This window comes from Halomonas sp. CSM-2, assembly GCF_002119345.1.
GTDB classification, from domain to species: Bacteria; Pseudomonadota; Gammaproteobacteria; order Pseudomonadales; family Halomonadaceae; genus Vreelandella; species Vreelandella janggokensis.
The window spans coordinates 130,307-154,277 of record NZ_NBYR01000008.1 but is presented as its reverse complement, the minus strand read 5'-3'; the positions used below and the strand labels follow the sequence as shown (position 1 = coordinate 154,277).

The window sequence follows — 23,971 nt, the reverse complement described above, 5'->3', positions numbered from 1 at the left end:
CGACCACCGTTGCGTGTGCCCGAGGCAGGGACGCATGGAAAGAGCGTCGGGCGGAGAATGGAAGAAAACAAATCGGCTGGCGACTCGCCCCCAATCCTCACAGCGACCCTTTGATTGGCATTTCGTCAGTGGATCATCATAGTGTAGGTCAGACTGTTAACAATCGCGTTTATTTATTGGGTGGACTCATGGAGAATCCTAGTCTCATAGCGACTGGATCTCTGGCAAGTAGTTATCGCCGTTCGTTTTCGGTAACTCTCGGCCCATATAGTGAGTAGAGCCATTGATGAAACGAGCGGGAAGCTACAGTGTTTCTTCCAGGAGCAAGGCCAATCGCTTGAGATGCAGTTCATAGGCGGTTGCATTAAAAGAAGGAGCGTCCTTGGCCGTGAAGCCGTGGGCTGCGCCTTTGTAGAGTTCGGTGGTGAAGTGCACGCCAGCGGCGGCTAGCGCAGCGTCCATGCGGGCGATCTGCTCCGGTGGCAAAAGCTCGTCCTGGTCGGCATGTCCCAAATAGACGTGCCCCTGAATATTGCCGACCACGTGTATCGGACTGTTCGGGTCGTCTGCTTCCGCCAGCCGGGCCGAATGGAAACCGGCCGCCGCTGCAACGCGGTCGGGGTGCTCAGCTGCCATGCGAAGCGCAAACGCCCCAGTCATGCAATAGCCGACCGCCGCGATCTTGCCGTCAGCAAATTCGGCCTCGTTATCAATGCCGTTCAGAAGGGCAATGAAGTCACGGGACTGTGCCTCGGGCGTGAGGTGACCGGCATACGCTAATAGCGTTGGCCTTACGTCCGGGTCACGAAAGGATTTGCTCTCCGGCACGACAGAGCCTTGCGCATCACGGTAGTAGACGTTAGGCATCAACACGGCATAGCCATTGTTGGCGACCTGCTGGGCTTTCTCGTGATAGCAGGGCCGCAAACCGCCGATATCCGTGAACAGAATAACGGCCGGAAAGGGGCCTACGGCGTTCCCGGGCGTGAAGATATGAGCGTCGATGGTGCCGTCGGTGGCGGGAATTTCGATAGCACGAGACATGAATAAGCTCCGGCTTGTCGATAGCGAGTGGTTGTTATCACAGTCGAATATTACACAGATAAATCTAGCCGAATAAAGGCTTGTCATCCTCGTAACTTGGCGTGATCGACGTAAAACTCCTATGTTGTCGGAAAGGCGATAGGAGTAACAATAATGGATGCACTTGCGCGGAAGCTCGGCCTCAGGACGGATCCCACTATATTTTTCACCTCCGCAGGGATCATGATCCTTTTCTTGGTAGTGATTTTAATTGCGCCGGGCCCCATAGGCGATGCCTTCGGCGCCGGACGGGAATGGATCGTCACCAATCTTGGCTGGTTCTTTATTTTCGGGGTGACGAGCTGGGTGGCCTTCCTGCTTTGGGTGGCGATCAGCCGTTATGGGGCAATCCGCCTGGGTGGCAATGATGCCAAACCGGCTTATAGCAATATCTCCTGGTTCGCCATGCTGTTTGCGGGCGGTATCGGCACGGTGTTGATGTTCTGGGGCGTAGCGGAGCCTATTTCCCATTTTACGACGCCACCAAGGCCGGATGTTGAACCCTTCTCTGTAGAGGCCGCTGACGATGCCATGAGCTTTTCGATCTATCACCTGGGGCTGCATACCTGGGCGATCTTCGCCATGCCGGGCCTTGCTTTCGCCTACTTTATCTATCGTTTCAATCTGCCGATGCGTTTTAGCTCGGTTTTCTACCCATTGATTGGCGAGCGCATTTACGGTTCCGTCGGTAAATCCCTCGATATCTTTGCCATTCTCGGTACCCTTTTTGGCGTGGCAGTCTCCATTGGCCTGGGGACTCAGCAGATCAATGCGGGGTTAACGGAGTTGTTCGGTATTCCTGATGCAGTGATGCCCAAGGTGCTGATCATTGCCATTCTGACAAGCGTTGCTGTCGGTTCGATCGTGGCAGGGCTGGATTCAGGTGTAAAACGGCTTTCCAATATCAATATCGGTATGGCCGTTGGCCTGATGATGTTTGTGCTCTTTACAGGCTCTACCGTTTTCCTTTTACGTGCCGTTGTCGAGACATTTGGGCTCTATATATCGAACCTGCTGCCCATGGCGTTCTGGAATGACACCCTGGCGACCTATACCAACGATGATGGCAGTGGCTGGGGATGGCAGGGCAGTTGGACCGTATTCTACTGGGCCTGGACAGTCACCTGGTCGCCGTTCATAGGGATCTTCGTGGCACGGATTTCCCGCGGGCGGACCATCCGCGAGTTCGTGCTTGGGGTGCTGTTCGCGCCCTCCATTTTCACGTTGATCTGGTTTGCGATCTTTGGCTGGTCGGCGATGGAGATTGACGGAATCGGGCCCGAGGCCCGGGAAGCAATGGGCGAGCAGGCCGGTGTCTTGTCTGCTGCCGTCGGCGAAAGCATTCCACTCGCCATGTTTGCGTTTTTCGAGAATTTCCCGGCCGCTACATTGATTCAGGGTCTGGCGGTCGTCATCGTTGCCATCTTCTTTGCCACGTCATCAGACTCCGCGTCCCTGGTGGTCGACATGCTATGTACCGGCAGCCCTGACCCTGGCCCTTGGCATCAGCGCGTATTCTGGGGGGTCTCTGAAGGCATGTTGGCGGCAATGCTCATTGTGCTTGCCGGCGATGCAGGGCTGACGGCATTGCAGGAGGTGATTACCGTTGTCGGTCTGCCAATGTTCATTCTGGTGTTTGCCATGATGTTCGCGTTGTTCCGTGGGTTGTCCCACGAAGACCTTGGGGCGGTGAAGGTTGGTGATCCACCCAAACCTGAGGAGTTATCAGCGAGCGAGAAGGGGAGAACCTAAGCCCCTTTCGAAGATCAAAAGATTCTAGGAAACTTGAGACAGCATTTTCCGGATCCATTACCGCAAGGGGAGAATGGCAATGAGTCAACGCGATGAATTCATCGAGGAAATGAAAGCCAGGCTTGATGAGTGGAATGCTGAAATCGACAAACTAACCGCTCAGGCCCGTCAGGCCAGTGATGAGGCCAGAGTCAAATACCACGAAGACATTGAGCGACTCAAGAAGCGCCAGGCGGAGACTCAGCAAAGGCTCGAGGAACTGCGCCATGCCAGTGAAGAGGCCTGGGATACCGTTCGCCAGGGCATGGACGATTCCTGGGAATTGATGCGCAAAGCTTTCCGGGACGCCTCCTCTCGTTTCAAGTAGCCGGCGCTAGCCCCATTAGTTGGAGGCACGACCGTCCTGCGGTTGCGCCTCATTGCCTTCGCGTAGTCGTTCGATAGACGCACTTCCCTGCTCTGACAAAGCGGCGAGGCGGTCGATCTGCTCATCCAGGCGGGGCAGGGCTTCCTGACGGTAGGTTGAAAGGTCGTCGATTGCGCCCATCACCTCGCCAAACGCCTCTTCGAGCACCTGCATGTCGAGCATCGCCGAGGAGGCCCGCTTCTGGATGTCCACGCCCTGCTGGCGTAGTGCCTTGGCGGTTCCGCCGATCATCTGCGATGTGGTGGAATTTAGGGATTCGATGCGGTCCAGCACCAGACGCTGATTGGCCATGGCCATGGCGACCGTCACTGCAACGGTAAGGGCCGAGACGGTCACGTTGATGGCCCTGTCCACACCGCGCATCAACTCCCGGTTGTTGCGGATGATGACTTCCAGCGCCAGTACACCCTGCTGGCTCACCGCCAACTGTTGCTGAAGATCGACAATGCGTTGACGAAGCGGAAAGAGCAGCTCCTCTTCGATAAATTGACGCCGTGGGTCATTCACGTCACGGTCGGCGACATCATCCTGAAGTCGCTGATCGATCAAGCGACCCAGCGTGATCTGGCGGTTCAGCTCACTGAGGATGTCATTGAGCGCCTTCTGGTCATCGCTAAGAGTGAGGTTGTCACGATGTAGCATGTCGCGACCGCCTTCCAGCTCCTCGATGATCGCGTCCAGGGCCTGCTGGGCATTCTCGAACTTGCGGAAGTAGCGCTGCAAGCGGCTGTCGACGCCGGGAATGATCGCCATCACGCGATCCAGTGCGCTGGGCGCCAGGCGATGACGGGCGGGGTCGAGGCCTTCCATCCGCCCCCGTAGGTCACTTAGCGCCTTGGCAACCGGCCCACCTTCGTCGCCCTGGTGGGCCAGCTTGCGGAGCGGTGTTTGCAGCATGGCACTGCGATGGGCGGCCTGCTGCTGAAGCTCCAGGCCCATTTCGTCCACGGCGCGGCGCTGGCGAACCGCTGATGCCTCGTCGCCTTCGGCTAGAATGTCCTCGATAAAACGGTCAGCCAGGGACGCGAGTTCGGGGTCGATATCCTGCTTGTCAGGCTCAACTGACTCGTCCTGGCGCGCCCCCAATTGGCTGGCGATCTCGTCCACCGGTGGCAGGGAGAGGCGAGGTTGGTCATCCGATGGCTGAGTCATGAGCGTCTCCAGAGGATAAAAAAACTAAGTGATCAAAAGACCGTCGTAAAACGTTACTCTATCAATGGCTACCGGATCAGTCTTTGCGCGCATACCGATCGGCGCCTTCGACGAAGCGGCGCAGATCTTCCAGCGCTTTATCGGTGGTAACGGACGCCTGGGGTCGCGTTGTTTCGATGCGTGACATGGAAACGGCGGTATCGTCGAGCACGGTAAGCGCCGACTCAATTCGGGCGGCTCGCTCATTGAGCCGATGTTCGGTCTCCACCAGCAAGTCGAGGCGACGCACCAGGGCGGCACGTTCCTCATCGCTTAGCCGTTTGCCATCCCGTTCCAGCCGACCGCGCACGTATTGGCCGTCCACGCTGACCACGCCGCGGGCCTGGGAGGCCATGGTCGTCAGTGTATCCACCGCGCCGAGACATACCTGGGTGACCAGCCCGCGCGAGCGCTCAAAGGCCAGCTCGCCCGTGTGGAAGCGACCGCTCAGGACGTCCATGACATGGCGGTAGCGGCTGTAGAGACGGTCCGCGAGAATCGCCAGGTCAGGACGCTTGACGTCCAGCAAGCTCTGCTTGGCCCGACACATGGCCAACACAAGATCATCGGCACCCTCGGGTGGTCTTGCCGGATCGAGCACCGAGACGCCAGCTTCATAGGCCTTGCGCTCCTCCTGGGCTCTGCGCTGCTGCGCTTCGGCGATACTTTGAGCCTCTCGACGGCGTTCACGGCGGCGAGCAAGCCAGCCGCGTAGCGTTCGCTCGATGGGCAGCGCCACCGGAATGGCAACAATGCCCGCCAACCAGCCAAACAGACTAGGGCTGAAACCACCCCAAAGAGAGGTTAGCCATAGCAGCATGCTGATGAAAGGGATGATCAGGCAATAGCGGAAGACGACCTGTAGCCGCCCTTGGGTTGCCACCGGAAGCGCTATACCGGGGTTGTACAGGCCGACCAGTAACCAGGGGAGACAGGTCATGAAGAGGCCATAGGAAAATCCCTGCAGGAATCCCAACATTGATGCGATTATCCTTGAGTGATTGAACGCCTAGAGTAACCGAGCCGGGATGATCAGCACCAGCAGCGCTGGCACTCTAATATTGACTTGCATCCTCCATGTGGATGGTATTGATGAATTTATGGATCAACATTGCACTTCACCAACAACTTGATTGCGCCCGTGATGCTTGCCTGTGTAGAGAGAGGTATCCGCACGATGAAGAATGCTTTCTTCTGTTGCGTCATCCGCAGTGAAATGCGCAACCCCGCAGGTGACAGAAATATAAAAGGTAGCACCGGTATGCGTAGTGAAGGCAGTGTTGGCAAGCTTTTGTCTGATATCATCAGCGATTGCTAATGCAGCGTCTGGCGTTATTTCAAACAGCAGCACGGCAAATTCCTCTCCACCCAAACGCCCGATGACATCGGTCTCTCTGAACCGTTCCTTGAATAAGCGGCAAACTTGCTTCAGTACCTTATCGCCTACGGCATGCCCATAAGTGTCGTTGACGTTTTTAAAATGGTCGACATCAAAAAGCAGGACGGCGGCGTTATGTTCGCTTCGACAAAAATGAGAAAAGGCTTGTCGAAGTCGTTTCATAAAGTGACCTCGGTTGAATGTGCCGGTGAGGTCATCAGTGATTGCTTGATTTCTTAGGTTTTTCTCCAGCACCTTGTGGTCGGTGATGTCCTGTAAAGTGCTGAGGAGAATATCAGGGTCGTCGGGTGCAGAGTTATCGGCAACTTCATGTATCCAGCGCACATTACCACCAGGCTGGACGATACGATATTTGATATCAATGGCGCCGGTTTTCTTAAGTGTCTGCTGTGCCTTGGCAACTTTTTTCCGATCAGAGGGATGCACCAACCTGATAAAGTCCTTTCTATCAGGTATGAACCGGTCAGGGTCAACGCCAAAGAATTCGTAAACCATCTCTGACCAATACATCTGCCCAGTTGATAGTGACATCTGCCAGTAGCCGAAGCCTCTTATCTTATGCAGTTTTTGTAGCATGATCGCGAAGGACTGCCACTCTTGCGATGTCGAAGGCATACCGAAAATTCGAGATGAAGTCTGCATGCCATGATTTGCGGGGTTGATAGTGTTCCTCGATGCCATTTTTACGGCTGCCGAATGAGGGCCCTGAGGCCATACCTCTTAAAAATTAGTGCTTGGGTCAGCATCCATAGCCAGTACCCAGATTATCCAATGTACTTGAAGGTCAATGAATTGTTCGACTGCTGATTTTTCTATTGGCCTTGAATAAAGATGCCACCATCTTTTCCTTAAGCACCCTTTAAGGCGCTCTATCATTGGGTGTGTCAATGTCGTTTTATGTACCAACCGTTGTAAGGGGCTGAGATGCCTTGCGTGTTGAAGGCATGCCAAAGATCCCGTGCTGGTATGTGGAGATGTGATGAAGTGCCTGAATGCCATTTACATGGCTGCAGGATGAGAGCCCTGAGACCACGCCTCTAAAAAATTGAGTGCTTTGTCGGCATCAACGGGACGGCTGAACAGGTAGCCCTGAAGGACATCACAGCCAAGCTTTTCCAATAGCGTCTGCTGTGTCTGGTATTCAACGCCTTCGGCAACGACCGTCAGACCAAGGCCGTGAGCGATGCGGATAATGCCGCTCACGAGATTGATGGCTTTTTCATCATGAGGCAGGTCGTCGATAAAGCTCTTGTCGATCTTAAGCACGTCAACGGGTAAGCGCTTGAGATAATTCAGTGACGAATAGCCAGTACCAAAATCATCCAGCGCCAGAGATATACCGCTGTTTCGCAGCTTATCCATGGTCGAAATCGCGCGGTCGATATCTGTCAGCAGGCTTTCTTCGGTAAGTTCCAGCGTCAGGCGCTGTGGGGCCAGGTTGTGCTCACCAAGGGTCCGCAGAACCTGCTCGACAAAATTGGGTTGATAAAACTGGTTAGCGGGGATATTGACCCCGATTTTCAACGAGGGGTCGCTGAGCTTGAGGGGCCAATGGAAGGCTTTTTGGCATACAAGCTCAAGCGACCAGTCAGTCAGTAACCGTGACAGCCGTGCATTTTTTTCGGCAATGGGGACGAACTCTCCAGGGCTGATGGCCCCCAGCTTGTTATCCTGCCAGCGCGCTAGTGCTTCGAACCCAACCACGCCGCTGCCATCGGCGGAGACCAGCGGCTGGTAGTGTTGCTGCAATTTATTCCCTGACAGAGCCGCTTCAAGGCGCTGCTCAACCTCATGTCGACGTAACGCACTTTCTTCTGTGCGATGGGTAAAGACATGAATGTTTTCATATGTCTTGGGTGCCTTTAGCGCTGTACGAGCCCTTTCCAGCAAATCATCCGGGTTGATTCCATCACTTGGTGAGACGCTGACCCCTACGTCGATTTTCGGTCTTACCGTATGACCATCGAGATCAATGGGAGCGTTCAGCTTGTTGATAATCGGCTTGATAACGCCGAAAAGATCGCGCAGTGAATAGATGGATACCACGGCACCAAAACGATCAATGTCGATATTGCCAGCTGTCAGGATACCGATATCAGGGGCAATGAGACGATCGGCCAGGCATTTAAGAATCGCGTTACGATACTTGCGACCATGAAGCCGACTAATCTCGTCTAGGTTGTTGATCCGCAAGTGCAAAACAACCAGATGGTAAGATTCGGTTTCAGCAAGTTGGACTAGATTGTCCAATGTTTCGCCCAGCAAGGTTTCGTCGGGTAGGCCCGTTCGCGCATCCCGTTGATTAATACGGCTGGCCTGGTGGCGCATCTCGAGTATCTGCGTCTTGATGTTGATCTGCTCTTCGACAATATTGCCAAAGGCGAGCAGCCATGAACGCTCAACTTCATTGAGTGCGCGCGGCTGGATATCACTAAGACAGAGCGTACCGATTGCCTTTCGGTTTGGGTCGCGTAACACGACGCCAGCGTAGAACCGAATATAAGGATATGAAATCACGGCCCTATGGCGTTTGAATAAATCGCTCTCCAATGTATCGGACACTTCCATATAACCGTGCTCTAGCGCATGGATACAGAAAGAAAACTCGCGTGAGATTTCACGCCCTTCCATGCCGACTGACGATTTCAGCCGCTGACTATTTTCATCGAACAGTGAAATGAAAGCGATGGGCACATTGAATACCTGGGACACCAGGTGGATAAAACGATCAAAGTGCGCTTCTGGGGCGGCATCTGGTGAATACTGAGGGGTGAGGCCGTTGTCATCGTTTTGCAAAGGGGGGCAGCGGTTACTTTCGTCATCCATTGAATATGCCTGCTTGAAGCTGAGCACGCAGGTAACCAGCCGGGGCATTGACACTCGTGCTTTAAACGATAGTAATTGATTTAATCATTCCTGCGGGTATGTTTCAAATGTTCTAGGGGTTTTTATGTATATATTGGTGCTCATGTGCCTCTTAAAAAGCTGTTCACGACGAGGAAGGTAAGTATTCTCGTCAGGGGGGTGTAATAAATCGTTTTGCTCAGCAGTCAGTGGGAGCGTCCAAAATCAGTGGGGCATGCCGTAAAACAGCATTGATTAATGAGGAGTGCGAAGTGAATCCACAAGAAGGTTCCGGGTCAGCTATCAGAGTGTTGGTTGTCAACGAAAGCGGTTTTATTCGTGAGGGACTTTGCAAGGTTATCGAGCGGTTCAGGGGAGTTGACGTGGTGGGCAGCACTTCTTGTGCTCATGATCTGGACGCGGTGGTGCAAACCTTGTGCGTTGATGTTGCCTTGATTGACGCACAATTCCCCAGTCAGGCGGGGTTTGATGCCGCTCGTCAGCTTCACGAAAGCGGCGTCGAAACGCGGGTGGTCATCCTGTCGGTCAATCCTAGCCTGACGGATGTAAGAAGAGCATTTCAGGCAGGGGCTATCGGTTTTTTGCTGCGTAGCGCTGGTATCAGCGACCTTGAAATAGCGCTGCGTGTCGCTGTTAAGGGGGAGATGTTTTTGTGCCCAACCTTACTCAAACGGTTGTATGAATCATCGGCGTCAGAAGGTATTCTAGACGGCGAAAACATAGGTGCTGACACCCATCAAAATTGTCATTCGATTGAGGATATGCTCCTTAAGGCACAGCACTTGGGTATGCTCCAGCAGGATAGCTAGTCAGGGTTTTTACTTATACTGCTTTGTCGATCACTGCGTTAACGTGCAGGAACGAATATACACCTAAATTTCTAATGTTAACTTTTTATCCAGTAACGGGGTGATGCGCCTGCTAGGTTCACGATTCACGATTGAACACACCCTCAGCCAAGAGGGAGTTACAGGCAACAACCTGTCAAGGTCAACAGCATAAATTCATGAAATCTAATGACAATACTATCCAGATACTACTGGCGGATGAACATCAGCTCGTTCTTTCTGCGATCAGCTCGCTTATTGAAACCTTTGATGACATGACGGTGATTGCCGAGGTTGGCTCTGCGCAACAGTTGCTGAAAGACGACGACGTATATACCGATGTTGATGTGGCACTTATCGACGCAACGTTGCTTTCGATGAAGGGAGTCGCGTCATTGAGTCGTCTCAGGAAGCGGTGCCCCAAAGCGCGGGTCGTGATTCTATCCAGCTATTCCAGCGATAGTTTCATTCGCCGCCTTTTCGAAGAAGGGGCACATGGATTTCTACATAAAAACGCTGACGTCGATACACTGGAATTGGCAATCAAGAAAGCGTCGATGGGCGAGTGTTTTGTATTTACTTCCATGGAACCTGAGCAATTCGTTGAAGCAGCCTCCGTTGTCGGGACCTCCGCCATCCCGGATAACCCCTTGACCTCGCGTCAATGCGAAGTTCTTGAGCTGGTGGCAAAAGGCTTTCGCAGCAAGGCCATTGCTGACCAGCTTAACGTCAGTATTAAAACCGTCGAGACCCATCGAGCCGATATTATGCGTCGCCTGGGGGTGAGGCATACGGCAGGGCTCGTTCATGAAGCGATTCGATTTGGCTTATTGGTTTCACCCAACGAAACGGATGAACCTGAATGAACAACACGATGGTTATCCATGTCCTCGTTTAGTCCTTCCAGATGGCTGCCCGGTGGTCATTTGCAAACGCTGTATAGCCCATTGTTTCGTTCAGAACTGCTTTTAGCGCGCGAGCGTGAGCGGATGACACTGAAAGATGGGGACTTCCTTGATCTCGACTGGTATGGCCGTCGTGACGACGATACGCCTTGCGTCATACTGCTACACGGGCTGACCGGCAGTTCTTCGTCACGTTATATCCTGGGCCAGCAGCAGGCGTTAGCCTTGAGAGGCTGGCAGAGTGTGGCCGTGAATTGGCGCGGCTGCTCTGGACAGCCCAATCAGCTCGCTCGCGGTTATCATTCTGGGGTGAGTGACGACCTGGCTGAGGTTGTCGGGATGCTATCCATGCGCCGACCGGCCCAGCCTCTGGCGGCCATTGGTTATTCGCTGGGCGGCAACGTCCTGTTGAAATACCTGGGCGAGCAGGGCAGTGCCACCCCGTTGCAGGCAGCCGCCGCCGTTTCGGTACCGTTTCGTCTGGACCACAGTGCCGAGAGGATTCGTCAGGGCATGTCGAAAATATATCAAGCCCGTTTTTTACGCGACCTGGGTCATTACATGAAAGACAAGCGCCAGCGATTCTCCATCAATGGCGACCCCGATGAATACGCAAAGCTGTTAGCTTTGGGGTCGCTCAAGGGGATGTCCACGCTATGGGAATTCGATGAGCGAGTAACGGCCCCCTTGCATGGTTTTTCAAGCGCTGCCGACTATTACCAGCGATGCAGCAGTCTGTATTTTGTTTCGTCGATCACTGTGCCGACGCTGATCATCCAGGCACAAGACGACCCCTTTCTTTATCCGGAAAGTGCACCACCTCCACAGTCATTACCTTCCAGCGTGACGCTTGAGTTTCACCGCCAAGGAGGGCACGTGGGCTTTATTGAAGGCACGCCCAGATCCCCCGGCTATTACCTGGAGCGGCGTCTGCCAGCGTGGTTGGCGTCTACGCTATCAAACGCCGAGAAGTGGGCGAGCTGCGCGTGAAATATTGATTGTGTTAGTGAGGCGTTGCACTACTATGCAGCTATAAGGCTCATTGGGAGCCCTTATGGAAAGACGCCATGCTAAAAGGTCTGATTATCTGTTTTGCTGTGCTGTTTGCACAATTAGCGGTACTGCATGTGATTGACACGCGTCTCTACAACTCATCGCAGGACGCACGTCAAACCGCGGTGACCAAGACCACACCGCTGAAAGACGATGAGGAAGACGTGCAAAGTTGAGGCGCGGACATCAACATACCCAGCGGGGCTAACCGCTGGGTCACTCGATTTAGAGCATGTCCTCCAGCCAGACCGTAAAGGCTTGCCAGGAGCGCCGGTCGGCACGTTCATGGTAAGCATCACTTCCGAAGACGCTAAAGGCGTGTGGCGCGCCAGAATAGATACCGACTTCGTAGGTAACTTCGGCGTTTTCCAGTTCGCCGGCCAGGGTCGCTACATCGCCGAGGCTCACCGATGAATCGGCGCCACCGTGGGCAATGAAGATCGGTGCCGTATCACTTGAATAGGCCTGCCCCTCGGGCGTGGTCAACCCACCATGAAAGCTGGCATACGCCGCAATATCTTCGGCCTCATAAGAACGGGCGATCTCCAGTGCCACTGCACCGCCAAAGCAGTACCCCATGATCACGGTGTTATCGGCGGCACCCTGTTGCCTTGCCTGCGAAAGGCCACCGAGGGTAAGCGCTCTCATCCGTTCCCTGTCTTCGTAAAGCCGATTGGTGGCCGCCCGTTTGTCTTCAACTGCCTGGGGCCGGTTGCCTTCCCCGAACAGGTCCAAGGCAAACACGTCAAAGCCTTTTTCGGCGAGCATATCGGCACGTTCCCGCTCATAATCATCCAGCCCGTCCCAGTCATGAACGATCAGCACGCTGCCTTGTGCGTCGTCACCACCCGAGACGAAATAACCTTCGAAATCTTCATCATTGATGGAGTAAGCCACATCCTGCCCGGCGGGGGAGAAAGCAAAAGTAGCCTGAGCCAATGACATCAGCACGATGGTGCTGGCAGGGAATAGAATTTTTTTCATCATCTTGGTGTCCAAGGTGGGAATGGGTATCAAGGAGGTTCTTAGCAAGCATAGCTAACGCTTGCTAAACTGACACAATGTTGAAAGTCTCAACGCTGAAAGACTAATAGCGTGGAAGACAAAGACTTGCGTCTGGAACTCGGTAACGGCATGCTGGTCAACTGTTTGATAGATCATTACGGAGCATGAACACATGAGTTACAACGACTCGCATATTGCGCAATCAGCCTCTGGCGGTGTAGCCAATTCGGTTAGCACCAACAAAGTGCTGCGTAACACCTACGCGTTGTTGGCGATGACGCTACTTTTCTCTGCGGTCACCGCAGGCGCCTCCGTCGCGATGGGCGTTCAGCAACTGAACATCTTCGTGTTCTTCATTGGTGCATACGGGTTGATGTTCCTGGTCCATAAAACGGCCAATTCAGCGCTAGGGCTGCTTTCTACCTTTGCCTTCACAGGCTTCATGGGCTTCACCTTAGGGCCGATCCTGTCCGCCTACCTGGCACTGCCCAATGGCGGCGCCTTGATCATGAATGCCCTGGCCATGACCGGCATCACCTTCATCGGCCTATCAGCCGTCGCCCTGATAACGAAGAAAGATTTTGGCTTCCTGGCCAACTTCATGGTGGCCGGTGCCATCGTGCTGGTGCTCGCGATGGTGGCGGCGTTGATTTTCAACATCCCCGCGCTTTCACTGATGGTATCGGCTGGCTTCGTACTGTTTTCTTCAGCGGCCATTCTTTACCAGACCAGTGAAATCATCCATCGCCAGGGTGAGACGAATTATATTCTGGCCACCATCACGCTCTTCGTCTCTATCTACAACCTGTTTATCAGCCTGTTGTCGCTGCTCGGTTTCATGAGCAACGAGTAACCCATCTGGCGTTACACATAGCAGCATGTCTCAACAGACCCTATTACCAGGGTCTGTTTTTTGTTATATGCAGGATGTCACTCGCCACACCGATAGGTAAGGGCAATGAATTACGGACTGTTAGTCATGGGGGCCCCCTACAGCCAGCCGGCGCCTCATTCGGCGCTCAGGTTTGCCCATGCGGTGTTGGCAAGGGGTCATCAGCTCGCCGGCGTTTTCTTTTATCACGACGGTGTTCATAATGCGTCAATGCTAATGACCCCGCCGCAGGATGAGTTGAACCTGCGCGAAGCCTGGAAAGCGCTTCATAAAGACCACAATGTGGCGCTGGATGTATGTATCGCCGCGGCGCTGAGGCGTGGTGTCATCAGTCAATCTGAAGCATCCCGCCATGGCCATGATGCCTTTAACCTGGAAGCTCCCTTTGAGCTGACCGGGCTTGGTCAGTTGCTGACGCTGCAACAACGCTGTGATCGTTTGATTACCTTTGCCAGTTGAGGCCGTCCATGCATGAATCAGAAGACCTGTTGGTGATCATTCGTCATGCTCCCCATAATTCGAACTGGCTGCGTGAGGGACTTGACGCCGCTCTGGTTGGCGCCGCCTTTGGGCAATCTGTCAGGCTGCTGTTCATGGGGCAGGGTGCGTTGGCACTGTGCAGGGAACAGCAGGCAGGCGCCCCGGGGCAAAAGGCCAGTCTGCCGACCATCGACATGCTCGAGATGTACGATATCGACCAGTTGAATGTCCCCCAGCGAGTGCTCGACGACCTCAAGCTTCCTCTCGATGCGCTTGTCGATGGCGTAACACCGCTCAGCGAGGAGCAAGTCAAAGCGCTGTTTAGCCAAAACCGCCCGATCCTCAACTTCTAGGGTGTTTCATGATCCTGCATATTTTGACAACCCCTCCCACCCATGAGGCCGCCCAGCAGGTCGAGCAGGCCATTCAGGCGGGGGATACCCTGTTGCTGACCGAAGCAGGCGTGATGGCGGCGCTTAACCCAGATTTACACTGCTGGACGCAGAATGACTACGCGGTATTTTTGCTTGAAGAAGACCTCGTCGCCCGAGGGCTTTCAAGCATTGCCGCAACCCATGGGTTGGCGGCCGTGGATATGGAAGGGTTTGTAGCGCTGACTGAGCAGCATGCACAGTCGGTCACCTGGTATTGAATAGCTGATAGGCAACAGTGAGTACACTGATGGAGAACACCGACGCTAACGTACTGCTTGATCCGGAAGGGTACCTCGTCGACATGAGGGACTGGTCAGAAGCGGTTGCTGACCAGTTGGCCGTCGATGAAGGCATCGAATTGACGTCCGAGCACTGGGAAATCATCCACTTGGCGCGCGGTTTCTATCGCCGTTATGAAATGGCACCGGCAATGCGACCGCTCGTCAAAGCCACTCAGCAGACGCTGGGTAGTGACAAGGGCCGCTCTATTTACCTGATGCGGCTCTTTCCTGGCAGTACCGCCAAGGTGGTGGCGCGCATTGCAGGGCTTCCCAAACCCACCAACTGCCTTTGAAAACAGCCAGGCAGCGTAACCGCTGGTCGGCCGTTAGCTCGATGCCGCAAAAGGCAGGCCCAGCAATGCCTTGAGATGCGCCTCCACACCGCTTGCCAGCGATGTCGGGTTATAGCCGCCCTCCAGCGAGGAGACAAGCCGGTTATCGGCATACAGCGTGGCAATTTCCATCGCCATGTGCGTGATCCAGTAGAAGTCCTCATCCACCAGGCATACATCGCCCATGGGGTCATCACGGTGGGCATCGAACCCGGCGGACATCATCACCAGGTCAGGCTTGAAGCGGTGCAACGCCGGTAGCCATTGGCTTTCAATCAGGCGACGGAATTCGGGCCCTTGCGTGCCGACTTCCAGGGGCGTATTGACGACGTTTTGCCATTCGCTACGTAAATATCGCCATGGGTAGAAGGGATACTGGAAGCTGGTGCAGATCAGCACATCCGGATCATTCTTGAAAATATCGATCGTGCCGTTGCACTGGTGGACGTCAAAATCCAGGATGGCAATGCGCTGGGCACCGTAGCGTTCCCTTGCATAGGCCGCGCCGACCGCTATGTTGTTGTAAAAGCAAAACCCCATCGCCTCGGCGGCTTCGGCATGATGCCCAGGCGGGCGAATCGCACAAAACACATTATCGGCTTGGCGCTTGAAGACCTGGTCGATCCCTTTGATAACCGCACCAGCGGCATAACGAGCGGCTTTCAGGCTATCCGGGTTCATCAGAGTGTCGTTATCAAGCGATACGATGCCTTGCCCGGGCAGACATTTGGTAAGGGCGTTAAGATGACGTGTGGCGTGCACTCGATTGAGTGCCGCTTCATCCGCTTCCCTGGCATCGGCCTGCATGGTTTGCTGCAATAAGCCTGACAATGCCAGACGCGCTCGAATCGCCTCCAGTCGATGAGGGTTTTCAGGATGTTCCGGCCCCATATGATGCAATAAGCAGTCCGGGTGGGTAAGGTAGGCAGTGATCATTCAAGCGCTCCATGGTAGCTAGTATCACCTTAATCGCGACACGCTGATAGGCGACAGTGTCCATAAGTCTTACATCGCGCTGCACCGTTCCAGGAGAGGCAAACGTGAGTACACGTTTCTTGCACCATTTTTTCGAACCCCGCACGCTTGCCGTCATTGGCGCATCCGAGAACCCAGCGTCGCTTGGGGGCTTGGTGCTTCGCAATATTCATGAAGGCGGGTTCAAGGGGCGACGTTGGGCGGTTAATCTGAAAGGCTATGATCAGGTCTTCGGTGACCCCTGTGTCAAGCGCGTTGACGACTTGCCTGAGGTGCCTGACCTCGCCATCATCTGCTCGCCCATTGACGGGGTGCCCAAATTGATCCACCAGTTGGGCAAGTTTGGGGTAAAAGCCGCCCTGGTACTTTCCGGTGGCGCTTATCTGGATCGCGACACGGGCAATAAAGGCTCGATACGCGAGCGCATGCTGAAGGCTGCCCGTGAATCCGGCATCCGCGTGCTGGGGCCTGAGTGCATGGGCCTTATCGTGCCAGCTAAAAAACTCAATGCTTCATATGCCAGTCAGCCGGTCAAGGCAGGCCGAGTGGCGTATCTTGGCCAGTCAGGCATGTTGGCCAACGCCATGATCGATTGGGCAGCCGGGCGCGATGTGGGGTTTTCGCACCTGATTACCGTGGGTGACAGTGTCGATGTGCTATTGCCGGATCTGATCGATTACGTAAATCAGTTCTCACCGGCGCAGGCAATTCTGCTCCATCTTGAGCGGATTTCCGACGCGCAGCATTTCATGACCGCGGTACGTGACGCCTCGAGAAACCGGCTCGTGCTGGCCATCAAGAGCGGAAGAACCTTTGCTTCGGATATTTCCGGCATGGCCCCGACGCCGGGTATTGCCAATCGCGATGTCGTGTTTGACGCGGCTTTTTCACGCGCCGGGGTAGTGCGTGTCGACGACTCCGACGAGTTGCTGGATGCCCTGGAAACCCTCTCGCGCATGAAACCATTACGTGGCGACCGCCTGGCGGTGGTGTCTAACGGTTTGGGGCCTGCCATGCTGGCTATCGACAAGCTGGTCAGCGCCGGAGGCAAGCTGGCCGAGTTCAGCGATGAAACACAACAAGCGTTGCATCAAAGCCAGGTCGATTTCAGCAAACCCGGTGAAAACCCCGTTGACCTGGGCGGTAATGCCACGCCCGAGCGGTTTGTCGAGGCGCTGAAAATTGTCGCCGCAGATGCCAATGTGGATGCGGTCCTCGTGGTGCATGCACCAACGCGCCTGGCGCCTTCGCTGGTCACCGCACAAGCGCTGATTGCCAACCGCAAGGCCTTCCGTCGTAATTTATTGACCAGTTGGATGGGGCTCAAAGAGGCGTTGAATGCTCGCCACGAATGCAACCTGGCCGGCATTCCCACTTATATTTCGCCCGAAAAAGCGGTGAAAGCCTTCATGCATATGGTGGACTACCAGCGCGTTCAACAGCTGCTTCAGGAAACACCGCCCAGCCTGCCGTTTTCCACCAGTGCTGATATTCGCGCAGAGTGCCGGACATTGATCAGCGAGGCGAAGGCCGAGGGCCGTCAGACGTTAAGCCACTCGGAAACGGCGCAAGTGCTTGAGGCTTACGGCATTCCTGCAGCGACCAGTTATTACCTTACCAGTGCCGAGCAGGCGTTGGACATTGCCGGGCAGATTGAAGGACCCAAGGCGCTGAAGGTGGTGCATGAGGGCAATTGTCGACCCTATCGCTATCGCAAGCACCCGCATAAGATTTCGGCAGGGCTGCTTCAGGATCTTGAAACCCCCGAGCAGGTGGCGGATGGCGTTCGCCAACTGGGCGAAAAGGTGAACGAAAAGTACCCCGAATACGCGATCCATGAATACTGCCTGCAGCCCATGCAGCGCGGCAAGCATTCCATGCAGGTGTGCGCGGGCATTACCCGGGACCCGGTATTCGGCCCGCTGATCGTGTTTGGCATTGGTGGCTATAAAGTCAATGTACTTGCTGACCGCCAAGTCGCTTTACCGCCCCTCAACATGAGCCTGGCGGCGGATGTGGTCAATCGCACCCACGCCGCATCGTTGATCCGCGAACACTCGTCAGACCCCGACCGGGATACCCAGCACTTATGCCAACTGCTGGTAAAGCTGTCACAAATGGCCTCGGATCTGGGCGAGCTGCGTGGGCTTGAACTTAACCCATTGCTGCTCAACCGGGACGGCATGCTGGCCGTCGATTTTGCCATGGACCTCGGCCCCCCGGCACGCTTTGCCATCATGCCTTATCCGGAAGAGCTGCGTGAATGGCTGACGTTGAAAAACGGCTGGCAAGTCGAGGTGCGGCCGATTCGTGCCGAAGATGCGCCGTTGATTACCAATTTTCACCGCCAACTTTCCGAAGAAAGTATTCGTTTCCGCTATTTTCATAACAAGTCGGATTTAACCCAGCGCGATCTTTCGATGTTGTCGCATATCAATTACGACCGCCAGATGGCGTTTATTGCCGAACATCAACGCGATGATGGCAGCAAGGAAATGCTCGGGGTGGTGCGTGTCTGGAATGATCCGGATAACATTCGAACGGAATTTTCGGTCATTATTCGCGACGACATGCAGGGCCTGGGGATCGGCAGCCTGTTAATGAAGAAAATGGTCGCTTATTGCACCCACATTGGCACCCTGGAAATGGTGGGCAAAATCATGCCGGATAATCATCCCATGCGGGCACTGATGAAACACCTGGGCTTCACTTGTCGTTACAACATGGAAGAACAGGTAATTGATGCCATCATGCGGCTCAACGAGCCCGAAAGTGAATGGCAGCGCCACCGGCTGGAAAGCCTGCCGGACTAGCCGCTGGGCATGGCTAGCCCGCCACCTTGGCCAGCCACAGGGCAGAGGGGCTCAGGGCGCCATGCGGAAAGAGTTCCACTCGCCGCCTTCGCGACGCTCAAAGCGTATACGGTCGTGCAAGCGACTGGGTTGGCCCTGCCAGAATTCGATCATATCGGGATTCACGCGGTAACCGCCCCAGTGGTTGGGACGCGGAATTTCTTGCCCTTCATAGGCTTGTTCAAAACGCTTTTGCCGTTCTTCAATCCAGTTACGGTCCGGTATCACTACACTCTGGGTGGCAATCCAGGCACCTAACTGGCTGCCACGTGGGCGGCTGGCGAAATACGCGTCGGACTCTTCAGCGGCCACCTGCTCGACGGCTCCCTCAATACGCACCTGGCGGGAAATCGATGGCCACCAGAAGGTAAGCGCCGCGTAGGGCACATTGTTGAGTTCACTTCCCTTGTGGCTATGGTAATTGGTGTAAAACACCATGCCGCGCTCGTCGAACCCTTTCAAAAGCACCACGCGCGCGTGAGGGCGCCCCTGGCTGTCGACGCTTGCCAGCGTCATGGCATTGCTGTCTTTGCCTTCCTTTTCGATAGCCAGATTGAACCATTCATCAAACAACACGAGGGGATCATCAGGGGCCTGGGATTCATCGAGTTGGCCACCTTCATAATCACGCCTGATATCCGCTATGTCGCGTGCCATTGCTAGGCTCTCCATCAAGAATTTTTTACATGGTGTCGGGTGTGGTCACAAAGCTCAAGCCCTGATTAGCCCTGAGCACGTAATTGGCGGCTGCGAAACCGCGCAAAGGCCATGCAACCGGTAAACAAAGCGAGCGAGAGAACGGCCTCGGTGACGCCACGCAAGGTTTGAGTGGGTAGGGTGGCCACCATCACGCCCTGGCTGAAATACAGCAGGCTGACAAAGGCTAACCAGGCATGCCCTCGCGGTCGCCTTCCGATAATAGAAGGTAGAAACAGGATCAGGGGAAGCACAAAGGCTGCCATGGGGCGCCAACTGAACGCCGCGTCCTGCACCATGAAACCACGTAACAGCATCATTATCAGCAACAGGCCAAAACTTGCCAATACCCACTGCCGTGCCCGCAAGGTGAGAAGATCAACGCCGTGCCGTTGCTCAAGCCGCTCCAGCCACTGCTTCATGATGTCTCCTCGCGCATTGTCCGCATCGCCAGCGCCAGTTTGGCGAGGCGCTTGCCCTGAGCGACGCACAGGGCGCGCTCGTGTTCATCGACTGAGCGGTCGCTCCTTGGCCCTGCCAGGTGGCTTGAGCCATAGGGCGTTCCACCGGTTTCTGTGGCCAGCAGCTCAGTGGCGCTATAGGGCACGCCAGCGTAGACCATGCCGTGGTGAAGCAGCGGGACCAGCATGGTCAACAACGTGGCTTCCTGCCCACCATGCAGGCTCGAGCTTGAGGTAAAGGCGGTTGCCGGCTTGTCGATCAGGGCACCATTGATCCAAAGGCTGCTGGTGGTATCCAGAAAATATTTAAGTGGTGACGCCATGTTGCCAAACCGGGTCGGGCTGCCAAGCGCCAGGGCGCTACAGTGACGGAGATCGTCGAGCTCGGCATAAATCGCGCCTTCCTCGGGGATCTCGGGGGATGTCGCTTCGCAGGTGGGGGAAACCGGCGGCACAGTGCGCAGGCGCGCTTCAATGCCTGCCACTTGCTCTACGCCGGCGGCCATCTGCTGAGCCATGGTGGCGGTCGCACCCGAGCGCGAGTAATAAAGTATCAAGACATAGGGCAATGAACCGGACATAGTAACTCCAAGCAGATTATTCTCTTAGGGTACCAGAGCAATGTGGGCAGCGGGTAATGCCAAACGCATACCTTGCGCATTGGGCAGCCGTTGATAGACCCAGGCACGGGTGCTATCGGCAAGCTGCTTCTCCACCCGCTCGTAGCGAACCCCCAGGCGTTCATAGCGATCCAGGCGAGCGAGTTGATCGGCGGTGACGCTCAGGCGAAGCCCTTTCACCTGGCTGCCAGGCGAAGGCGATAAATCAAGCCCGTTGCGCTGATGGTCTTCAAGCGTGGCTGGTTCAGGGTCGCCCGAACCGCCCATCACCACCCAGCGAACCGGCGCATAGCGCAACGTGCCGTAGACAAACACCTGGTGTGTGCGCTGTTCGATATCCGCAAGATCGTCGGGTCGCTCATAAAACCACGGGCTGAGCATGGTCAGCCAAAGCCACCCGGCAAGGCCCAGTAGCAGTATTGTACATAGCACCAACAGGCGTTTTACCCAGGCCATGGTGTTTCCTTATGTAGCAGGCAGAAAGCGTAGCGTGGCGTGCGTCAGCGTGGAACACAAGCGTAACAAGACGCTTAAGCAATCAGTGCGTGTTTGGTAGGATAAAAAGCCTATCCTGTCGGAGAGCCTGCCATGAACCAGCCACTTCGTGATGAAACAGACTTTCGGGCGCTTGTGGGCGACGTGAAACCGCTAGCGGATAAAAACCGCGCAGATACCGGTGATGCGCGCAAGCGTCCTTCCGAGGCCCAATTGGCAAGGCGCGAACGCGCTGAAGCAGAGATTGATGAGCGTAACTTTCTATCCGATGATTTTGTCGACCTGATACCCCCCTTTGACCCCATCGAGTACCGCCGCGAGGGAATCCAGCAGGGGGTGGTTGATAAACTCAAGCACGGCGGCTACCCGGTCCAGGCACAGCTTCACCTGCTCAGACGGCCTCTGGCCGAATGCCGGAGACTGGTATTTCCCTTTATTCAGGATGCTTATGCGCACGACCTGCGTTCGGTACTGATTGTCCACGGGCGTGGGCGGGAGATCGACAGCCCGGCCAATGTGCTGCGCTCCTATATTGGCAAATGGCTGATCCAGTTTGATGAAGTACAGGCCTACATCTCCGCCCAGCCGTCGGAAGGTGGGCTGGGGGCTACCTGGGTCATGCTACGCAAGAGCGATCGGGCGAAAGCCAACAACCGTGAACGGCAACAGAAGCGTCGTGGCTAGCCAGCGACACATAAGCCGTCAAAACAAAAGGGGCAGCCGTTGGCTGCCCCTTTGCGTTTAGATGACTGACGCACTTAGTGGCTAGCGTTAAGGCGTTTTTCAAACAGTGCCTGGCGTTCTTCGACATCCGGCTGGTAGCGCACACTGAAAAAGCTCAACGCCCGCAGGGCATCTTCGGGATGCTGGTCATCGCGCAGCGCCATGGCGGTAAAGCCACAGCGGCGCATGTATTCCAACTGGTCGACCAGCACATCGCCAACTGCGCGCACTTCACCGTTGTAGCCGAAACGCTCGCGTAACAGCCGGGCAAGGCTGTAGCCACGGCCGTCGGTGAATGCCGGAAAATGAATGGCGACGGCCGGGGCCGAACGGATCTCATCGGCCAGGGTCGCCGTCAGTTCGCAATCGCTTGCCAGCAGCGGTGCCAGCTCGGTGTCTTCCTGATGAGCCTTCCAGAGCGCCAGCGGTACAAAAGCAGGGCGTTGCTCGGGAAGTGCCTCAGCGTCGTAAGACACGCACCAGGCATTTTCCGCCGCCAGTTCGCCATTGGCGATCAGGTGATCGGCATGAACCGGCGTCATCTCAACCGCCTCGGCCTGTTTGTCATTAGGCGGCATACACACGCTCCTTGAAGGGTTTCAGTCCAATACGGCGATAAGTGTCCAGGAAGCGTTCATCTTCATGGCGCTGGGCCACGTAGACTTCCAGCACTTTCTCGACAACCCCGGGGACGTCTTCACGGAAGAAGGAGGGGCCAAGAATCTTGCCCAATGAGGCATCATCGGTCGAATTGCCGCCAATCGATACCTGGTAGTACTCCTCGCCCTTTTTATCGACGCCCAGAATGCCGATATGGCCCACGTGGTGGTGGCCACAGGCATTCATGCAGCCGGAAATATTCAGATCCAGCGGCCCCAGGTCGTAAAGGAAATCGAGGTCTTCAAAGCGTTCCTGCAATGCCTGGGCGATGGGAATCGACACCGCGTTGGCCAGGCTGCAGTAATCGCCGCCAGGGCAGCAAATAATGTCGTTGAGCGTGCCCACTGTCGGGTTGGCCATGCCCAGTGTTTCAAGCTCTTGCCAAAGGGCTTCCAGCTCGTCCACCGGCACGTCGGAAAGTACCAGATTCTGCTCATGGGTAACCCGGACTTCACCGAAGCTGTAACGGTCCGCGAGGTCGGCGATGGCGTCCATCTGGTCAGCCGTCACGTCGCCAGGGGCATGCTCGCGGCGCTTGAGCGATAGCGTCACGGCCTTGTAGCCGTAAACCTTGTGGTCAGCCACGTTATTGGTCACGAAGCGTGCAAAGCCTCGATTTTCCTGACGAAGGCGCTCGTAATCCTGCACAGCACTTTCAGCCACGCTGCGACGTTCCGGTTCGGGGAAGTGGCTTTTGGCTGCCTCGACCGCCGCCGCATTGAGCGTCTGGGGGCCGTCTTTCAAATGCGCCCACTCTTCCTCGACGCGACGGCGGTACTCTTCGATGCCCAACGCCTTGACCAGAATCTTGATCCGCGCTTTGAACTTGTTGTCGCGACGCCCGAACTGGTTGTACACCCGGACGCACGCTTCCAGATAGGTCAGCAGGTGCTGCCAGGGCAGGTCGTCGCGCACCACATCGCCGATCATCGGCGTGCGGCCCAGACCACCACCCGCAAGGACTCTTACGCGCAATTCGCCTGCCTCGTTGTACCACAGACGCAGGCCGATATCGTGGACCTGGATGGCCGCACGGTCCTGGGAAGCACCGCTGACGGCGATCTTGAACTTGCGCGGCAGATAGGCAAATTCAGGGTGCAGCGTCGACCACTGGCGAATCAGCTCGCACCAGGGACGCGGATCTTCCACTTCATCGTTGGCAATACCGGCAAATTGATCGCTGGTGGTATTGCGAATGCAGTTGCCGCTGGTCTGGATCGCGTGCATCTGGACGTTGGCCAGATCCGCCAGGATATCCGGCACGTCTTCCAGGGCAGGCCAGTTGAGCTGAAGATTCTGGCGCGTGGTGAAGTGACCGTAGCCACGGTCGTAGCGACGGGTAATACTCCCCAGCGCACGCAGCTGATGGCCAGCCAACATGCCGTACGGGATCGCAATACGCAGCATGGGCGCATGGCGTTGGATATAGAGACCATTCTGCAAACGCAGTGGACGAAACTCTTCTTCTCCCAAACGCCCGTCGCGGTAGCGATCCATTTGATCGCGAAACTGAGCGACGCGCTCATCTACCAGCGTTTGGTCATGAATATCATAGCGATACAT

26 protein-coding genes are annotated in these 23,971 nt (G+C 55.5%); 13 read left to right on the top strand and 13 right to left on the bottom strand.

Features of this window, described 5'->3' with window-relative positions; genetic code table 11:
• Positions 1-303 precede the first annotated feature (303 nt).
• Entirely contained in the window at positions 304-1,044 is a 741-nt protein-coding gene (locus B7L15_RS08710; RefSeq protein ID WP_085918597.1) for a dienelactone hydrolase family protein, read from the bottom strand.
• Between the two features lie 153 nt (positions 1,045-1,197).
• Here B7L15_RS08710 and B7L15_RS08705 point away from each other — a divergent pair, with 153 nt between their 5' ends.
• Entirely contained in the window at positions 1,198-2,835 is a 1,638-nt protein-coding gene (locus tag B7L15_RS08705; RefSeq protein WP_085918596.1) for a BCCT family transporter, read from the top strand.
• A gap of 79 nt (positions 2,836-2,914) precedes the next feature.
• The gene (locus tag B7L15_RS08700) at positions 2,915-3,202 is read left to right on the top strand and encodes a conserved coiled coil protein (RefSeq protein ID WP_085918595.1); all 288 of its coding nucleotides are present in this window, start codon (positions 2,915-2,917) and stop codon (positions 3,200-3,202) included.
• A 15-nt stretch (positions 3,203-3,217) separates the two neighbouring features.
• On the opposite strand, the gene B7L15_RS08695 is transcribed toward B7L15_RS08700, so the two are convergent.
• The 4 genes from B7L15_RS08695 to B7L15_RS08680 all read right to left on the bottom strand — a co-directional run bounded on the left by B7L15_RS08695 (position 3,218) and on the right by B7L15_RS08680 (position 8,726).
• A complete protein-coding gene (locus B7L15_RS08695; RefSeq protein WP_085918594.1) occupies positions 3,218-4,414 on the bottom strand; it encodes a toxic anion resistance protein in 1,197 nt (398 codons plus the stop codon).
• A gap of 76 nt (positions 4,415-4,490) precedes the next feature.
• Positions 4,491-5,432 (bottom strand): cobyrinic acid a,c-diamide synthase, encoded by a 942-nt coding sequence (locus tag B7L15_RS08690; RefSeq protein ID WP_085918593.1) that lies wholly within the window; start codon positions 5,430-5,432, stop codon positions 4,491-4,493.
• A 126-nt stretch (positions 5,433-5,558) separates the two neighbouring features.
• On the bottom strand, positions 5,559-6,494 hold the full coding sequence (locus B7L15_RS08685; protein WP_176243660.1) for a GGDEF domain-containing protein: 936 nt from the start codon (positions 6,492-6,494) through the stop codon (positions 5,559-5,561).
• Between the two features lie 357 nt (positions 6,495-6,851).
• Positions 6,852-8,726 (bottom strand): bifunctional diguanylate cyclase/phosphodiesterase, encoded by a 1,875-nt coding sequence (locus tag B7L15_RS08680; protein WP_254902891.1) that lies wholly within the window; start codon positions 8,724-8,726, stop codon positions 6,852-6,854.
• Positions 8,727-8,905: 179 nt separating this feature from the next.
• On the opposite strand from B7L15_RS08680, the gene B7L15_RS08675 reads away from it, so the two are divergent.
• The 4 genes from B7L15_RS08675 (at position 8,906) to B7L15_RS19545 (ending at position 11,678) form a co-directional block, all read left to right on the top strand.
• Positions 8,906-9,526: a response regulator gene (locus tag B7L15_RS08675; RefSeq protein WP_176243659.1), complete on the top strand. Its 621-nt coding sequence runs from the start codon at positions 8,906-8,908 to the stop codon at positions 9,524-9,526.
• A gap of 197 nt (positions 9,527-9,723) precedes the next feature.
• Complete coding sequence (locus B7L15_RS08670; protein WP_085918590.1) at positions 9,724-10,410, top strand: LuxR C-terminal-related transcriptional regulator; 687 nt, start codon at positions 9,724-9,726, stop codon at positions 10,408-10,410.
• Between the two features lie 18 nt (positions 10,411-10,428).
• Positions 10,429-11,439 (top strand): hydrolase, encoded by a 1,011-nt coding sequence (locus B7L15_RS08665; RefSeq protein ID WP_085918589.1) that lies wholly within the window; start codon positions 10,429-10,431, stop codon positions 11,437-11,439.
• Between the two features lie 77 nt (positions 11,440-11,516).
• Positions 11,517-11,678, top strand: a complete 162-nt coding sequence (locus tag B7L15_RS19545; RefSeq protein WP_176243658.1) for a hypothetical protein — start codon at positions 11,517-11,519, stop codon at positions 11,676-11,678.
• Positions 11,679-11,727: 49 nt separating this feature from the next.
• Here the strand turns inward: B7L15_RS19545 and B7L15_RS08660 are convergent, their stop codons facing one another.
• Positions 11,728-12,486, bottom strand: coding sequence for a dienelactone hydrolase family protein (locus B7L15_RS08660; protein WP_085918656.1), 759 nt, complete (start codon positions 12,484-12,486; stop codon positions 11,728-11,730).
• Between the two features lie 193 nt (positions 12,487-12,679).
• On the opposite strand from B7L15_RS08660, the gene B7L15_RS08655 reads away from it, so the two are divergent.
• The 5 genes from B7L15_RS08655 to B7L15_RS08635 all read left to right on the top strand — a co-directional run bounded on the left by B7L15_RS08655 (position 12,680) and on the right by B7L15_RS08635 (position 14,887).
• Positions 12,680-13,360 (top strand): Bax inhibitor-1/YccA family protein, encoded by a 681-nt coding sequence (locus B7L15_RS08655; RefSeq protein ID WP_085918588.1) that lies wholly within the window; start codon positions 12,680-12,682, stop codon positions 13,358-13,360.
• A gap of 105 nt (positions 13,361-13,465) precedes the next feature.
• A complete protein-coding gene (gene tusD, locus B7L15_RS08650) occupies positions 13,466-13,858 on the top strand; it encodes a sulfurtransferase complex subunit TusD (protein WP_085918587.1) in 393 nt (130 codons plus the stop codon).
• Between the two features lie 8 nt (positions 13,859-13,866).
• A complete protein-coding gene (locus B7L15_RS08645) occupies positions 13,867-14,232 on the top strand; it encodes a DsrE family protein (protein WP_085918586.1) in 366 nt (121 codons plus the stop codon).
• Between the two features lie 8 nt (positions 14,233-14,240).
• A complete protein-coding gene (gene tusB / locus B7L15_RS08640; protein WP_085918585.1) occupies positions 14,241-14,531 on the top strand; it encodes a sulfurtransferase complex subunit TusB in 291 nt (96 codons plus the stop codon).
• 29 nt (positions 14,532-14,560) lie between these two features.
• Positions 14,561-14,887, top strand: coding sequence for a TusE/DsrC/DsvC family sulfur relay protein (locus tag B7L15_RS08635; RefSeq protein WP_085918584.1), 327 nt, complete (start codon positions 14,561-14,563; stop codon positions 14,885-14,887).
• A 33-nt stretch (positions 14,888-14,920) separates the two neighbouring features.
• On the opposite strand, the gene B7L15_RS08630 is transcribed toward B7L15_RS08635, so the two are convergent.
• On the bottom strand, positions 14,921-15,862 hold the full coding sequence (locus B7L15_RS08630; protein ID WP_085918583.1) for a histone deacetylase family protein: 942 nt from the start codon (positions 15,860-15,862) through the stop codon (positions 14,921-14,923).
• Positions 15,863-15,966: 104 nt separating this feature from the next.
• Here B7L15_RS08630 and B7L15_RS08625 point away from each other — a divergent pair, with 104 nt between their 5' ends.
• Positions 15,967-18,714 (top strand): bifunctional acetate--CoA ligase family protein/GNAT family N-acetyltransferase, encoded by a 2,748-nt coding sequence (locus B7L15_RS08625; RefSeq protein ID WP_085918582.1) that lies wholly within the window; start codon positions 15,967-15,969, stop codon positions 18,712-18,714.
• Between the two features lie 51 nt (positions 18,715-18,765).
• Here B7L15_RS08625 and pdxH read toward each other — a convergent pair whose 3' ends face one another.
• The 4 genes from pdxH to B7L15_RS08605 form a co-directional block, all read right to left on the bottom strand.
• Complete coding sequence (gene pdxH, locus B7L15_RS08620) at positions 18,766-19,410, bottom strand: pyridoxamine 5'-phosphate oxidase (RefSeq protein ID WP_085918581.1); 645 nt, start codon at positions 19,408-19,410, stop codon at positions 18,766-18,768.
• Between the two features lie 65 nt (positions 19,411-19,475).
• Positions 19,476-19,871 (bottom strand): DUF2069 domain-containing protein, encoded by a 396-nt coding sequence (locus tag B7L15_RS08615; RefSeq protein ID WP_085918580.1) that lies wholly within the window; start codon positions 19,869-19,871, stop codon positions 19,476-19,478.
• Complete coding sequence (gene wrbA / locus B7L15_RS08610; RefSeq protein WP_085918579.1) at positions 19,868-20,491, bottom strand: NAD(P)H:quinone oxidoreductase; 624 nt, start codon at positions 20,489-20,491, stop codon at positions 19,868-19,870. The genes B7L15_RS08615 and wrbA overlap by 4 nt, the downstream gene beginning before the upstream one ends.
• A 24-nt stretch (positions 20,492-20,515) precedes the next feature.
• On the bottom strand, positions 20,516-20,986 hold the full coding sequence (locus B7L15_RS08605) for a gamma-glutamylcyclotransferase family protein (RefSeq protein WP_085918578.1): 471 nt from the start codon (positions 20,984-20,986) through the stop codon (positions 20,516-20,518).
• A 132-nt stretch (positions 20,987-21,118) separates the two neighbouring features.
• Here B7L15_RS08605 and smrA point away from each other — a divergent pair, with 132 nt between their 5' ends.
• On the top strand, positions 21,119-21,709 hold the full coding sequence (gene smrA / locus B7L15_RS08600) for a DNA endonuclease SmrA (protein WP_085918577.1): 591 nt from the start codon (positions 21,119-21,121) through the stop codon (positions 21,707-21,709).
• A 74-nt stretch (positions 21,710-21,783) separates the two neighbouring features.
• Here the strand turns inward: smrA and B7L15_RS08595 are convergent, their stop codons facing one another.
• A complete protein-coding gene (locus B7L15_RS08595) occupies positions 21,784-22,326 on the bottom strand; it encodes a DUF934 domain-containing protein (protein ID WP_085918576.1) in 543 nt (180 codons plus the stop codon).
• Positions 22,316-23,971: a nitrite/sulfite reductase gene (locus B7L15_RS08590; RefSeq protein ID WP_085918575.1), complete on the bottom strand. Its 1,656-nt coding sequence runs from the start codon at positions 23,969-23,971 to the stop codon at positions 22,316-22,318. The genes B7L15_RS08595 and B7L15_RS08590 overlap by 11 nt, the downstream gene beginning before the upstream one ends.